The following is a 14,392-nucleotide window of genomic DNA, read 5'->3' on the forward strand; positions in this document are numbered from 1 at the left end:
AAAAAAGACCCCGGCGTTGACGTTTCCGCCTTGAGGAACAGGGAAAAAACGGAAATCGTCAACGCCTTGAAAGACCGCTTCGGACTTGGCCAACTTCTTGCCCGGCTTGACCTGCCCCGCAGCGTATTCTATTACAACCTGAAGCACGCAAACGACAGGGCGATTAAGGACAGGGATTCCCTTGAATTTGTACAGATAGCCTTCCAGGCATCCAAGAAGAGGTACGGTTACAGAAGGATCCGAAAGGTATTGAAAGACGAGGGAAGGACCTTGTCTGAAAAAGTCATCCGGAGGGTGATGCGCGAGAACGGACTTGCGGCCTACCGTCCCAGAAAACGGAAGTACAGCTCGTACAGGGGCGAAATTTCGCCCGCGGTGCCCAATCTGATAAACCGCGATTTCCATGCCGACAGGCCCAATGAGAAATGGCTTACGGACATCACGGAGTTCCCCCTTTCCGACGGCAAGTTGTACCTGTCTCCGATGATAGACTGCTTCGACGGAAAACCCGTATGCTGGACTATAGGCGAAAGCCCCGATTCGAGGCTAGTGAACCGAATGCTGGACAAGGCCTTAGGGCAGCTCCACGACGGAGAAAAGCCGATCGTGCATACGGACCGGGGATGCCATTACAGATGGCCGGGATGGATAAAGCGGATGAACGATGCGGAGCTGAAACGGTCAATGTCGAAGAAAGGCTGCTCTCCCGACAACTCCGCCTGCGAGGGCTTCTTCGGCATCGTAAAGAACGAATTGTTCTACAATCGTGACCTGGCTGGCGTCACCAAAAACGAATTCAAAAAGGAACTGAATGAATATTTGGAGTGGTTCTGCAAGGATAGAATAAAGATGAGTCTTGGCGGAATGAGCCCCGATGATTACAGAAAAAGTCTAAATTTAATCTAACTAATCTGTCCAAGAAAAAGTCCGCAGCCCCTCGTTCAAAGAAAAAGGATTAAACATGGCAAAAGAAATTGAACCGAAACTAAAATTAATCAGTGATTATCTCACCTTTGGCAAAGATGATAAATTTGTAATACCAGAATACCAACGCGGGTATTCTTGGACAAAAACACAATGTGATAAGTTATGGCAGGATATTGAATCGTTTACCAATTCTGGTGCGACAGATCCCTATTTCTTTGGAACGGTTATCGTTGATTGTTCAAAAGAAAATCAGTTTAGCTTGATTGACGGTCAACAAAGAACGACTACATTTCTACTTCTATTGAAGGCTCTTCTTGTTCGTTTGCAAGAGGTGTTGAACGTTTTTAAACGTGATGAAACTTCGGAGGATTTGGAAGATAGCCTTAAGGAATATCGTAATAAAATCATTTCTATTCTTTATAAAGCAGAAGAATCTGATGACAGAAATAAAATTTTAAAAAATTGGGAATTGGCAAAAGGGATTATCTTTCTTGAAAACAACTCAATAAATGAACCCTATAAAAATGATTTGCATGCGATTCTCGGTGCAAAGGATTTTGATGAAGCTGCTGCTTCTGTAACAACTTTGTACAAAAAGAAAAAAGACAACAAATACACAAGTTTTTTTAAAAATTTTAAGTTTTTCTACGAGACACTTAGCGATTATTCAGAATCAAGATTAAATACCTTTGCAAAGGTGTTTCTAAAGAAATGCCAGGTTATTGAAATTCGAAGTTGGCAAATAGAGCAAGCCATTACCATGTTTAATTCGTTAAACTCTACAGGTTTGCCTCTTTCTGATGCGGATATTATCTCGGCAAAATTGTATTCAAATGCTGGCGATAAAAAAGAAAAATTCAATAAACTTTGGGAAAAAATCAACGACCTTGCAACAGAATTAAATTCTCGCAATGTTATTGATATGGACTCTATTCTACAGCAGAATATGTATATGCAACGAGCTGCAGATAAAGAATATATGACTTCAGGTAAACCGGATGTAACAACACCGGGTTTAAGAAATTACTACACGGATTTAAAAAAGGAATTATTAGATAATCCCATAGAGTTGTGCGAGAGATTTATAAAAATCGCAAAGATTTGGGATGCTGTTAAAGATTACCCCATTGTCAAACTTCTTCTTAAGTTTAACGAAAATGTTAAGCTCTATTTGATTTCGTACTTGTACAGAATTCCAATGCAGAAAAGTGTTGATGAAAAAACTAAAGAGACGCTTTATTCCATCAATATTTCTGAGGACTATTTGACCAGTGTTTGTGAAGTCCTGCTAAGACTATTTTCCTTATTGGAACTTGTTGATGCCGGATATTCTAGTTCTAAATTTAAAACATTCCTGTTTGGCGAAAATGTAAAACTAGTTGACGCAAATATTCCTGCTGATGAAATTATCAATGATTTTAATAAGCATATCGAAGAATCTTGGAAGTTTGGCGGAGAAAAAAGGGACGGAATTTTGCAGCTCATTATGGAGTATGACAAAAATATTCTTGTTTTCCTGAATGAATATCTTTACGCAAAAGAAAAAAACATTTCTTTCGATTTCTCTGATAGCGTGAATGTAGAACATATTATGCCTGCTAGCGGCCATAATCTTGATGCGATTAGGAAAGATGCAGGAATTGATACCAAGGAAGAATTTGATGAAGTTGTAAATTCTCTTGGCAATAAAATTCTTCTGGAAGAAAATATTAACAAGTCTATTGGCAAGGAATGGTTTGAAACAAAGAAGCAGACATCTGTAAAACAAAAATCAGGTTATAAGGATAGCAAATTTGGTATAGCGAAGTCATTAATTGAATATCCAAGTAAGAAATGGGAAAAGAAGGATATTGAAATGGCTACCTCTAGAGCTGCTAAACGAATTTTGAAATTCCTTTTTAATGAAGGCGATTGATTGCGGAAATAAAAAAAATGTGCGACATGTCGCACCTATTGCCCCCGACCGCACAATAACTTATTTTAAAGACAAGAGAAAACTATATGATTGAATACAATTTCTACTGTGACGAAAGCTGCCATTTGGAACACGACAATAGCAATGTCATGGTTTTGGGGGGCGTGTGGTGCCCAAAGGAAAAAAGGCGTGAAATTAACGAACGAATAAAGAACATAAAGATTCGCAACAATGTTCCCGTGCAGGCCGAACTGAAGTGGACAAAAGTTTCTCCTTCTAAAATTCAGGTTTATATAGACTTGATTCAGTATTTTTTTGACGAAAAAGATTTACATTTTAGAGGACTCTTGATTCCAGACAAAAAGAAATTGAATCACCAAATGTTCAACCAGACCCACGACGAATGGTATTACAAGATGTATTTTAGCATGTTGAAAGCCATGCTTGTTCCGACAGATACGTACAACATTTTTATCGATATAAAGGATACGCATTCAGCAGAAAAGGCTAAAAACCTTCGTGATGTAATTTCCAATTCAATGTATGACTTTTCGAAGAAAATCATTAAACAGGTGAAACCAATAAGATCTGATGAAGTGCAGATTATGCAGATTACCGATGTTTTGACGGGGGCTTTTGGGTATAATAATAGAACTTTTAATGTGACTGAAAAAAGGAGTGCCGCCAAAAGGCAGATTATAGAGCTTGTTCAAAAAAGGTCTGGATACACACTGCAAAAATCCACCCTCCTTCGTGAAGATAAGTTGAATTTGTTTGTGTGGAAATATCGCGATGACAAGGAATAATTGTTGGCTTCCTGAATTGAACGAGTTTACAAAAACCTCGTTTACGATTGAATCGTATAAAGAATACGAATCATCACTGTATTGTACCTACAAAAAAGATTTTTGGTCGAATGATTTGTATTTCCAAGGACTAAAAGTTCAAGTTCGGAAATCTCCCATAATTGATGGCTACGAAGAATCTTTCGTTCATTTTACGTGCAAAAATTACGAGAATGTTCAAAACCGTGAACCCGATTTCAGACGCTGCGAACGTTTACATTGGATTCGAAAATTTATAGAGAATTATCAATGCAAGATTCGTTGTGTCGAAGACTGCGGTGGCATCAAATATTGGGAGGAGCCATACAAGTCAACAAGGCGTTTTCATTTCCTGTTTGAAGAAGAACGATTCCTAGTCGTTCTTGAAAAGCGAGAACGCTATTGCCTATTGATTACAGCATTTTATCTGGAATATGACCATTCTCTTCAAAAACAGCTGAAGCATTACCACATGTACAAAAAAGCAGAAGACGCTCCGTTTGGCGGAACGTCTCCAGAAACTCCTTCTACAACTGGTAGATGAGATGTTGTAAATATAGGTTTATAATGATTGTTTGTCAATAGGAATTTTAAATAGAAGCACGATGCAAATAGACTAGGTTTAAACGTGATTTAAACGAAAAATGGCAAAAATAATTGAAAAACGGTAATTATGCCCTACCCATTCCTTACAGTCCCTCGCGCTCGTAGCATAATATGGCCCGGATCCCAGCAGACTATGGGCGAACTTTTGGACCAGAACAAGTTGACTAGCAAAATGCTTCGTCAGGCTTGTGCTTCTGAAAACGAGAAAATCCGAGCCGCTGCCGAGGTGCTTCTAAATGATAGAGAAAGTAAAATCCGTGAATACATCGACAGTGGCAAAATTCCTAGAAATATAGATGAAGCTGTCGCCGTCAAAATCGAGGATAAAGGTCAAAAGGCTGCCATCAAGGAACTTTGGTACAAACGCAATGGCCGCATGGGCTGGGAACGTCTGCATTCCCTTATGGGCGAAACTAGGGATACCCAAGTTCGTGCGGCGTGCGTCATTTTGCTGGATTACCATTACCATGTGGAACATCAGAAAATTTTGGATGGCAAAGGTCCTTTGATGGTAACTTCTTCCAAAAATTCGTATCTGTTGAACAAGACGGAACATTATCTTATAAGGAAAGGTCTTGTTGTCGGTTTTGTCTTGGGACTTTGTTTTATGTATCTGTTGTGGTTTGCGAACAAGGTTCTCTTTGAGTACGATTTTATTCCGCTTGCAAATTGGAATTGGTTTGCTTGGTTGATTGCTGCCGTGATTGTGGTGCTGTTGCTTGCTGTGGGATATTTTGTCATTATCAGGCCGCTTGAAAAATTGATAGACTATCTCGATAATAAAGTAGCATCATATAAGAAGGGTTTCGAGGGCGAAGACCATGTCGTTGATGCTCTTAGGGAATCACTTGATGGCCGTTGCCACGTTTTCAGGAATCTTCATTTTAACGGTCGTAAAGAAGATGTGGATGTCGTTCTGGTTTCTCCGTGGGGTGTATTTGCTATTGAGGTGAAAAATTATTCGGGGCATTTTGAATATTCTGGCACTGAATTTTTTGAAAAGCGAAAATCAGGCCTTGTCAAGGTCTGCGAAGATTCCAACCCAATTCTCCAGGCGAAGCGCAATGCGGTTGCCCTCAAAGGATTTCTTGATCCGGAGTTCAACCGAAATAAGGACAATGCATTTGTAGAGCCGATTCTTGTGTGGGCAAATCCCGAAATCAAAGTATATCGTCAAAAGCGGAATGATTCGCAGGCCCTGTGCGACAAGGAAATCAAGAATTGGCGAATAGAAGATCTGTCCTTTGAACTGGATTCCATCCGCTGCAAAAAGCAACTCTCTGAAAAAGCCCAACGCGAGATAATCAAAAAACTGGAGAAGTGCTATCGATGAAACGGTCTGGCTTACGCAAGCGCAGCTTGTGGATTTGTGCCAGTCAAGCGAGGCAAATATCAGCGAGCATATTAAGCATATTTTTGAAGAAGAGGAACTTGATGAGACCGCAACTGTTCGAAATTTCCGAACAACTGCCGCAGATGGGAAATGTTATAATACTAAATATTACAATCTCAACAGGATTATTTCCCGTGGTTATCGATTAAAATCCTATATTTCCCTGTATGAACAATTTCCGTTCCATCGACGAACTGATTCAGGCACTTTCTCGCGAGAAGGTGCTGTTGAAGGAAATGTTCGCAAAGCGCAAAAACCTTTCATTTCGCATGGATTTGGCGGAATCGTTGGTTGACTATAAAATATCCCGCATTCTGTATTTGGTGGAATATGGTGTTATTCGCGACAACGGGAATTTTTTGGAACTGGAAGATGTTTACCTTAAGTTTTTTGAAGAAGTTCTTGAAGTCAATGAAGAAATCAATGTGGAAAGTGTCAAGGCAAACATTGACCATCTGAATGAAACAATTGAATATTTCTTGCAAGAAACCAACGAATCGCAAAAGTACAATTACTTGCGCGAGGTGCGCCGGAGTCTTAAGAATATCGCTCTCAATACTAAACGAAACGTTATTGATTTGAAGCGTAATGTGGACAATACCTATAAAAACGAGCCGAATTACAAAATCAAAAAAGCGAAGCTCAAACATCTCGATGAAAAGCGTGACGGGATTAAATTACAGATAAACGAAGCGGAGAAGGTCGTTGAAAATCAGACGGCATTTTTCAAGGTTGCCATGGATGCGGATTTGCGGCTTGTGGTTGATGACTTGCGTTACGATTTGAACGAGTCCTCTCACAATCTGATTGAAATCGAAAAGCAGATTATTGAATACATCAACTTGATTGATTATCAAAGTGAATTGTTGAAAAAGATTCGATTAGTAAAATATTTTCGCGATCAGCAGGTGCTTGAAACAAATACGGATGTGGAAAATGTTCTCGCAGACCGAAACCCGGTATGGATGGAACCGAGTGTTGGCTACAGAATCAAAGTCTCGCTGGATTGGCTGCGAGGAAGTGATGAAGGACTTTCTGTTTTGCGAGAAGTTCGCGGGCGAAAGCAGAAAGGCAGAAACCTTCGCAAAAAATTGGCGGATCCCCTTGATGAAAAGGAACTGGAAACGCAGAATGTCGTGATTCCCATGGTGGATCAGACCGAAATGAAGAACGGATTCTTGGCGACAAGTACGGATTTGTTTTATTACGTTATGAATTACAGTTATCCCTATGATATTGACTTGGAAGGAAAGCTGGTGCTTTTTTGCCAACTGGCTTCCCATTTTTCAGATGAATTTGAAATGACAGATGAATACAAAGAAGCCTATGGATACAGGTATCCGTTGATTTTTCCGAGATGATTTTTTAAGGATGGTTATGCTGAAATACTCCAAGGAAATTTTCGACATTTTAAGCAAGGGCTCTTTTATTTCGGTGAACAGCGTTTCGCAGGCAAATCGCGCTTATTTTGATCAGATTGAAGATGATTTTGAAAGCTATCGCGAATATTACGAGGGCGTCGGTTTTGTGCTGGAAAGTGGAGACGGGTATTTTTACTTTTCGCGGCAAGAGCAGAAGGTGAGTGCGGTGGATAAACTGGCCCGTTTTTGCGACTGGATTGACCGTTTGGATTTCTTGAAAACTTTTAATTCGGCGTTCAGTTCTGGATTTGTTTTTACCAAGGCGAAAATTCTGGAGCAGATTTCCTGCGATATGGAGTTGAAAGATAAGGCTTCCAAGCTTTATGCCGATAAGAAAGCTTTTGCGGATGTTGTGGACAAACTAACAGACGATTTGATGAAAGCAGGGTTTGTTGAACTGGAAAACGATTTGGAAGGCTTGTATAAAGTCACTGCGGCATTCCGTTATCTTGAAGAATTGGTGAATTGCCTGAATGTGGTGGAGGGCGCAGAAAATGAGGTCCCTTAATAAAATTGTCTTCATCAATAGCGCTCATGTGCGCTATGCGGAAATCGGTCTGAACGGCAATGTGCACTTGATTGGTACGCAGGGGGTTGGAAAAAGTACCTTGCTGCGGGCGATTCTTTTCTTCTATAATGGAGATAAGCAAAAATTGGGGATTCCCAAAGAAAAGAAATCTTTTGATGATTTTTACTTTGAACAATCCAATTCTTATATCGTATATGAGGTGGAACGTGATGAGTCGGCGTTCTGCGTGTTGGTGAGCAAGTCGAATGGCCGTGCGGTTTTCCACTTTATTGATTCCCCGTATAAAAAAGAATGGCTGATCGGCGAGAATGGTGAAGTGACTGCTGAGATGGGGACAATCCGTATGCGGCTTCATGATTGTTATATGAGTCCGGTTGTCGAACGGTACGAAATGTTCCGTGATATTATTTATGGAAATCATCTGGCTGTGACGCGGAAGGAGTTTTTTAAGTTTTCCATTGCGGAAAGCAGTCGCTACCAGAACATTCCGCGAAGCCTCCAGAACGTCTTTTTGAACTCAAAACTGGATGCGGATTTCATCAAAGAAACAATCATACAGTCCATGGAAAGCGAAAGTTCTTTTATTGACTTGGGCTATTTTAGGCATCAAGTATCGGAGTTTGAGCAAGAATACAGTGATATCGGCCTTTGGTTCAGAACGAATAAACGTGGCGAATGTGAGACGCGTTTTGATGCTGACCGTGTCGTGAAATTTTATCACTCGCTTTTAGGGATCCAGAAAAATATCGAGGAATGTGGCAAGCAACTGAATTATTCTTATCGTGTAGCAAAAGAACAGCTCCCTTCCATTGCCGTTGAAATTGAAAAATCCAGTGCGGCTTTAAACGATACGATTCGCCTTATCGGAGAAGAATCCGGAAAGTTCAATAAGGAACGGGATGGGTTAAATGCGGACTTGGCGATTGTCAAGGAAAACTTGAACAAGTGCCGTGAAAAGTATCAAGATTATCAGGCAAAGGGCATTGACGAGGTCTTGAAAAAACAGGAACGGGAAGGGACGCTGAAAACCGAGAAAGAACGGCTTGAAGAACGTCGCCGACTCTTGACTCGGGAATATGAAGATGTTGCTGAAAAGTTTGAAAATCTGCTGAAGCAAATTTCAAGGACTTTAGAGGAATTTAAGCAAAACCAGAACGCTCGTTTGAATGATAAAAATACGGAACTGCTGGAGCAAAAACAACGAGTGCTTGAAAAATTTGAACAGTCTCGTGATTCTATTGTTTTACGGTATGATGAAAAACTGGAAAATGCGAAAAATACACTGGACGCATTGAAAGCGGATCAAGTTGCTTGTGAAAAACAATTACTGGAACTTAAATATATTCATCCCTTTTCAGATAAAATTCAGGAATGTGATGAACAAATTAAATCTTTGAATGCTCTTGAAAACGAAACAAGGGTGCAAAAGTCTGCAAGTCAAGCAGAACAGAATAAGTTGGTGGCACAGCGGGATGCTGAATTGGAACGCAATCAAGTGGAGTATGAAAAAGAAAACGAAAGCTTGCTTGCAGAAAATCGGAACTTACTGGCGCAATTGAAAAATCTGGATGAATTGCTGGAACGCCAAAAGGGTTCCCTCTATGAATGGCTTAGTCAGAATAAGCCTGGCTGGGAGAATTCGATTGGCAAAATTGCTGACGAAGAAACCGTTCTGTACAATACGGGACTATCGCCGGAGTTGGTTGAGGGCGACTCGCTTTTTGGAGTAAAAATCAATTTGGAAGATTTGCCTATTCGGGTACGCACGCCCGAAGAAATCGCTGCCGAGAAGAAGTCCGTTTTGAAGTCTATCGAAGCAAACAAGGAAAAACAAACAGAATTGGCGGATGCGCTTGAAAAGAAAAATACGGCGGTAGAACGCGCTTATGCACCGAAAATCAAGTCCCTTTTGGAAAACATCAGAAATGCCGATAATGAACTTGTACAGATTCCCATCAAGCGGAAACGTTTAGAAAATGAACGAGAAAAATGGATTCGCGACGACGGAGTGGAAATCGAAAAACGCAAAAATGAAATTCAAACGCGACAATGCTCATTATCTGAAAAATTGCTGAAAACCGAAGAACTGCAAAATAAAATAGTTGCCGATAAAAATCGAGATTTGAAAGCGAATGAAAAAGCGAAACAGCAAGAAAATGAATCGCTTCAAAACGACTTTGACAACTTCCGTGTGCAAATTTTTGCAGAGATTGAGATTCGCAAAAACAAAGCGGAAAATGAACGCAAGGATTTGCAGAAACAGCGCGACGAAGAACTTAAAAACAAGAATGTGGATGTGGGCGTTTTAAAGGAATGCGAATCGGAAATTGAAGGCGTACTACAACAACTGAACGAAATCGAAAACAATCGTGATTTAGTTGCTCGATTCCGTTACGACAAGCAGGAACTTTTTGATCACGAAGATGAATTCAAAAATGAAAAACGGAATTTAGAAAGTCGTCTAAAAGATTTGCAACAGAAGTTTAACGCTCGTAAAGAACGGCTTGAAACAAAACGACTTGAACAAGATAAAGCCTTGCAAAAGACGCGCGACACAGAGCGCAAATTAAAGGAATCTGTAGAAGAAACGGACAAGTTTTCCATTTCTAGTTTCTGCCCCGAAAATATAAAGAGTGTTGGAGAATCGCCAAATGCCCGGCTCTGTACTGAAATTTTGACGGAACTTAAAGAGTCCCTGATGAACGCTCAAACGCGGAGCAAGGAACTTGAAATATCCATTAACAAATTCAAGGGGCGTTTTTCCAGACGAAACACATTCAAGTTCAAGATGGAGTTGAACGGCGAAAGCGACTTTATGGATTTTGCAGACAACTTAAGCGATTTTCTGTTGAATGAAAAGATTGAAGAATACCGCAAGCGCACAAGCGGTCGCTATTCCGATATTCTTGCACGAGTTGCCAAGGAAGTTGGCGATGTAACCCAGCAAAAATCTGAAATCGAGAAAATTGTCGCAAGTATCAATCGGGACTTTGTAGAAAAAAACTTTGCAGGAGTCATCAAGAGTATCGCTTTACGAACCGAAGAATCCAATGACAAACTGATGCGGCTTATGCTTGCGATGCAAAAATTTTACGCCGAAAATCAATATGCTTTGGGCGAGTTGAACTTGTTCTCGACAGGTGATACAGAAAGTGCAAATTGCGGAGCGGTCGATTTGTTGTTGCAATTTGTAAAATCGTTGAACGACGAACCCACTCGCCATACGTTAAAGCTTTCGGACGCATTCCGCTTGCAATTCCGCGTGCAAGAAAACGACAACGATACAGGATGGATTGATAAAATTTCCAATGTGGGTTCCGAAGGAACGGATGTGCTTGTAAAAGCGATGGTGAACATTATGCTCATCAACGTTTTCAAAACCCAGGCTTCACGCAAGTTTGGCGAATTTAAACTCCACTGCATGATGGATGAAATTGGAAAGCTCCATCCCAAAAATGCAAACGGCATATTGAAATTTGCAAACAGCCGAAACATCTATTTGGTAAACGGTTCGCCTACAACGCAAAGCGTATCGGAATATCGCTACACCTACTTGCTGGAAAAAAATGCAAAGTCGCAAACCGTCGTTCGCCCGCTGATGACAAGGACTCAAGGAGTGTAATATGGCGTACACGATTACGGGGCCTTTGTTAAAAAAGTTCATTGCTCTTGCCAATGGAGCCGAGCTTGCGGCAAGCGACTGCAAAGGCTCTATTTTCAAGGAGTTACTAAAAGAAGGATTGATTATTGCAATTTCCCAAGGTCGCGGATTTTATTACAAGATGCCAAACGAAACAGCTTTTCGATCTTATCTTGCTGCGCGTAATGATGCTTTCAAGAATTTAGAAAAAAGTGAAGAGATTTTTCGGAATCTCGCGAACACTGAGCAAGAAGTCGAAATGAATATGCCGCGACAGGCTCAGGCGATGGAAACGGGAAATTCTAAAATGCGTACGGCTCGTAGTTGCAAAGGATTTTTGGTAAACAGTTACGAACCGATTCCCGTGATTTTGAATGGAAAGCATTTCGACTTGAATCCGCCTGATGGCTCATTCATTTTTATTGCGGATTACGAAAATTTCTTTGTCCCAGAAAACGTGATTGTTGTGGGCATCGAAAATATGGAAAACTTCCGATACATCCAGCGCCAAAGAAATCTTTTCAAACAATTTATTACATCTAGACAGGAATCCTTGCTTTTTGTGGCTCGGTATCCGCAATCAAAAGATTTAATTCGCTGGCTTTGTCACAACAACAATCACTATGTGCATTTCGGCGACCTTGACTTGGCGGGAATCCATATTTATCTAACCGAATTTTATGCCAAATTGGAAGAGCGTTCGACTTTCTTCATTCCCCAAAATGCGGAAGCTTGCATCGAAAAGGGCAGCCGCGAACGTTATGACAACCAGATTCTGAAATTTGAAAACATGAAGGTCACCGACCCCAGAGTCCTTCCCCTCGTAAACTGGATAAGGAAGTATCACAAGTGCTACGATCAAGAGGGTTTTATTGACTAAGACCTTCAAGTTTTTTCGTCAAATCGCCATATTGGAAAAAAGAAAATCTTCAACGATGCAATGTGCCGCGCAAAAGTTGGATTCTTTAAAATTAGAATAAAGCGGTGAGTTCCTGCTTGTATGTTTATAGTTCGAAGGTTATTCGGATAGAGCTGTTCTGCGTCCATAAGGCTTAAAGTATAAATACAATTGATACGGCTTTAATTTTTTGAGCGATATAAACTAATGCGTTTCCCGAATTAAATTTTATTTTAAAATGGACACGGTTGCTCAATTTTTTTAAGGAAATTCTGCAACAAAAAAAACGACGAGGTCAATATGAAATGGAAACATCTTTTTTGGGTTGCAACAATGGCAATGACATCTGTTTGGGCGAAAGATTATTCCGGTGCTGAACTTTTCAGCAGCGAAACGTTTATGTACGGCAAATTTGAGGCCAGAATGCGCATGGCTGCCGCATCGGGACTGGTCAGTTCCATGTTTCTTTACTACAACGATTCCTACAAGGGCGACCCGGAACCTTGGGTGGAAATCGACATCGAAGTGCTGGGAAAATCCCCGGCGAGTTTCCAGTCCAATATCATCAGCGGCTCGGCGAACGCCAAAAAGACGAGTGAAAAGCATCATGCGCTTTCTCCGGCGGCAAACGAAAGTTATCACACCTACGCGATGGAATGGACTCCCGATTATATTTCTTGGAGTATTGACGGCAATGAAGTCCGGCGGACGGTTCGCGATTCCAACGATACGAAAAAACAGGTCGAAGCCATGGTTAAACCGCAGGACCTGCGTTTCAATCTCTGGTCGTCGGAGGTGACTTCTTGGGTGGGAGCATTTGACGACGCCGTGCTTCCGATGTATCAGTACATCAACTGGGTGAAGGTTTATGAATACACGCCGGGCGCTGGGGAAAACGGTTCGGATTTTACGCTGAAATGGACGGACGATTTCGATACTTTTGATACGGATCGCTGGAATACGGGCAACTGGACCTTTGACGAGAACCGAGTGGATATGCACCCGGACAATGTGATTGTCAAAGACGGCACTCTGATTTTGGCGATTACCCGAGCCGGCGAAGAAGGCTTTGACAATTCTCCCATTCCGCAGGACGACGCCTATTCTGCGATTTCGTCGGGTGTCTCTAAAACTCCATGGCGTCCGCAGCTTTTTCAAGAAACCCTCTTTTTGCCGAAAGCCTTGTCGGGAAGCTTTTCCTGGAAAATCTATTCTTCGGCGGGAGAAGTGCTGATGCAGGGAGTTCATGAAAAGTCGGGAGAAATTTCTATCCGAAATCTTCCTGCGGGGCATTACATTTTGAAAGTTCAGGGGAATTCCCAAAGTCATTCCTATCCTTTTCGGAAACTTTAAGCGATTTTCGCCCGCTTTTGCTCCAGAAAACATATAAAAGTCTATATTCCCCCAGGCTTATCCGTAAACGTCAAGATTATTTGTTTCGCCAAGTCTCCTGAATCCTGACGACAGGCGCTAAGCGGCAAAATAATCTTTGCTATGAGAATTGCTTCGGCAGGTTCAGCGACCGATTCCAGCCAGCAAAGCTTCCTTGGAATGGAATCTTTGATTCCGTAGTTGAAGTATCCCTGGAAGGGGCAATTCGCTTAAAGGAAGCGTTGCTTATAAAGTGTGGCGGGGGATAGGGGGCTGGTCTTGGGTTCGGAACAAGCGCTCCCTGATGAAAAATCACCCGCCATCCAAACGCGCATTTTTGCCTGAAGTCCGTCGCCCATAAAATTTTCCACAGAATTCTCGTGTTCAAAAAAAATTCCTTTTCAAGCGGGTTCAGGCGTGTTTAAAAAGAAACCGTCCACCTGTGAACTGGTCGGTTTTTTTTCGACAGGAAAAACCGATTTCTTAGTTGAACTGTTTTCGTCATGCAGCCACCTTCAGGACCACATGGTTAAAATATACCTCCGAAGGGGTGTGATTTTCAAGGGATGAGTGTCTGCGACGGTCATTATACCGGTCAATGAACGACTTGATTCCCTTGAAGCACTCCTTCATGTCCATATAGCCTTTCAGATAAATGTCCTCGTACTTGAGCGTTCGCCAGAACCTCTCGATATACACGTTATCCAGTGAACGGCCCTTGCCGTCCATAGACAGCTTCGCCGTGCAGCCCTCGTCCTCGAAGCACTTCGTAAACTTCTCGGAAGTGTATTGCGAACCCTGATCGGTATTGAACACCTCCGGCCAACCGTACTTGCCTACGGCCTCCAGAAGCACATCCACGCAAAAG

11 protein-coding genes and 1 pseudogene are annotated in these 14,392 nt (G+C 41.6%); 11 read left to right on the top strand and 1 reads right to left on the bottom strand.

Going from position 1 to position 14,392, the window contains the following annotated elements; translation table 11 throughout:
* The 11 genes and pseudogenes from B5D40_RS13230 to B5D40_RS13280 form a co-directional block, all read left to right on the top strand.
* Positions 1-906, top strand: a 906-nt coding sequence (locus B5D40_RS13230; protein WP_078776669.1) for an IS3 family transposase, incomplete at its 5' end; no start/stop codon positions are given.
* A gap of 55 nt (positions 907-961) precedes the next feature.
* Entirely contained in the window at positions 962-2,842 is a 1,881-nt protein-coding gene (locus B5D40_RS13235; protein WP_078777289.1) for a DUF262 domain-containing protein, read from the top strand.
* Positions 2,843-2,928: 86 nt separating this feature from the next.
* Positions 2,929-3,648, top strand: a complete 720-nt coding sequence (locus B5D40_RS13240) for a DUF3800 domain-containing protein (protein ID WP_078777290.1) — start codon at positions 2,929-2,931, stop codon at positions 3,646-3,648.
* Positions 3,635-4,210: a hypothetical protein gene (locus tag B5D40_RS13245; protein ID WP_078777291.1), complete on the top strand. Its 576-nt coding sequence runs from the start codon at positions 3,635-3,637 to the stop codon at positions 4,208-4,210. The genes B5D40_RS13240 and B5D40_RS13245 overlap by 14 nt, the downstream gene beginning before the upstream one ends.
* 669 nt (positions 4,211-4,879) lie before the next feature.
* The gene (locus tag B5D40_RS16555; RefSeq protein WP_369832895.1) at positions 4,880-5,605 is read left to right on the top strand and encodes a nuclease-related domain-containing protein; all 726 of its coding nucleotides are present in this window, start codon (positions 4,880-4,882) and stop codon (positions 5,603-5,605) included.
* Positions 5,601-5,828, top strand: a pseudogene (locus B5D40_RS16560) (cell filamentation protein Fic); the annotation flags it as partial. The gene B5D40_RS16555 and the pseudogene B5D40_RS16560, both read left to right, overlap by 5 nt.
* Before the next feature lie 4 nt (positions 5,829-5,832).
* On the top strand, positions 5,833-7,026 hold the full coding sequence (locus B5D40_RS13260; RefSeq protein WP_078777293.1) for a hypothetical protein: 1,194 nt from the start codon (positions 5,833-5,835) through the stop codon (positions 7,024-7,026).
* A gap of 10 nt (positions 7,027-7,036) precedes the next feature.
* A complete protein-coding gene (locus B5D40_RS13265) occupies positions 7,037-7,594 on the top strand; it encodes a condensin complex protein MksE (RefSeq protein ID WP_198950974.1) in 558 nt (185 codons plus the stop codon).
* Positions 7,581-11,237: an ATP-binding protein gene (locus tag B5D40_RS13270; RefSeq protein WP_158222047.1), complete on the top strand. Its 3,657-nt coding sequence runs from the start codon at positions 7,581-7,583 to the stop codon at positions 11,235-11,237. The genes B5D40_RS13265 and B5D40_RS13270 overlap by 14 nt, the downstream gene beginning before the upstream one ends.
* A gap of 1 nt (position 11,238) precedes the next feature.
* Positions 11,239-12,135, top strand: a complete 897-nt coding sequence (locus B5D40_RS13275; RefSeq protein ID WP_078777295.1) for a hypothetical protein — start codon at positions 11,239-11,241, stop codon at positions 12,133-12,135.
* Positions 12,136-12,453: 318 nt separating this feature from the next.
* A complete protein-coding gene (locus B5D40_RS13280; RefSeq protein WP_078777296.1) occupies positions 12,454-13,506 on the top strand; it encodes a family 16 glycosylhydrolase in 1,053 nt (350 codons plus the stop codon).
* A gap of 519 nt (positions 13,507-14,025) precedes the next feature.
* Here B5D40_RS13280 and B5D40_RS13285 read toward each other — a convergent pair.
* Positions 14,026-14,392 (bottom strand): integrase core domain-containing protein (locus tag B5D40_RS13285; protein WP_144319705.1); only part of this gene is annotated, 367 nt, incomplete at its 5' end.

This window comes from Fibrobacter intestinalis (genome assembly GCF_900167415.1).
In the GTDB taxonomy this organism is placed as follows: Bacteria; Fibrobacterota; Fibrobacteria; order Fibrobacterales; family Fibrobacteraceae; genus Hallerella; species Hallerella intestinalis.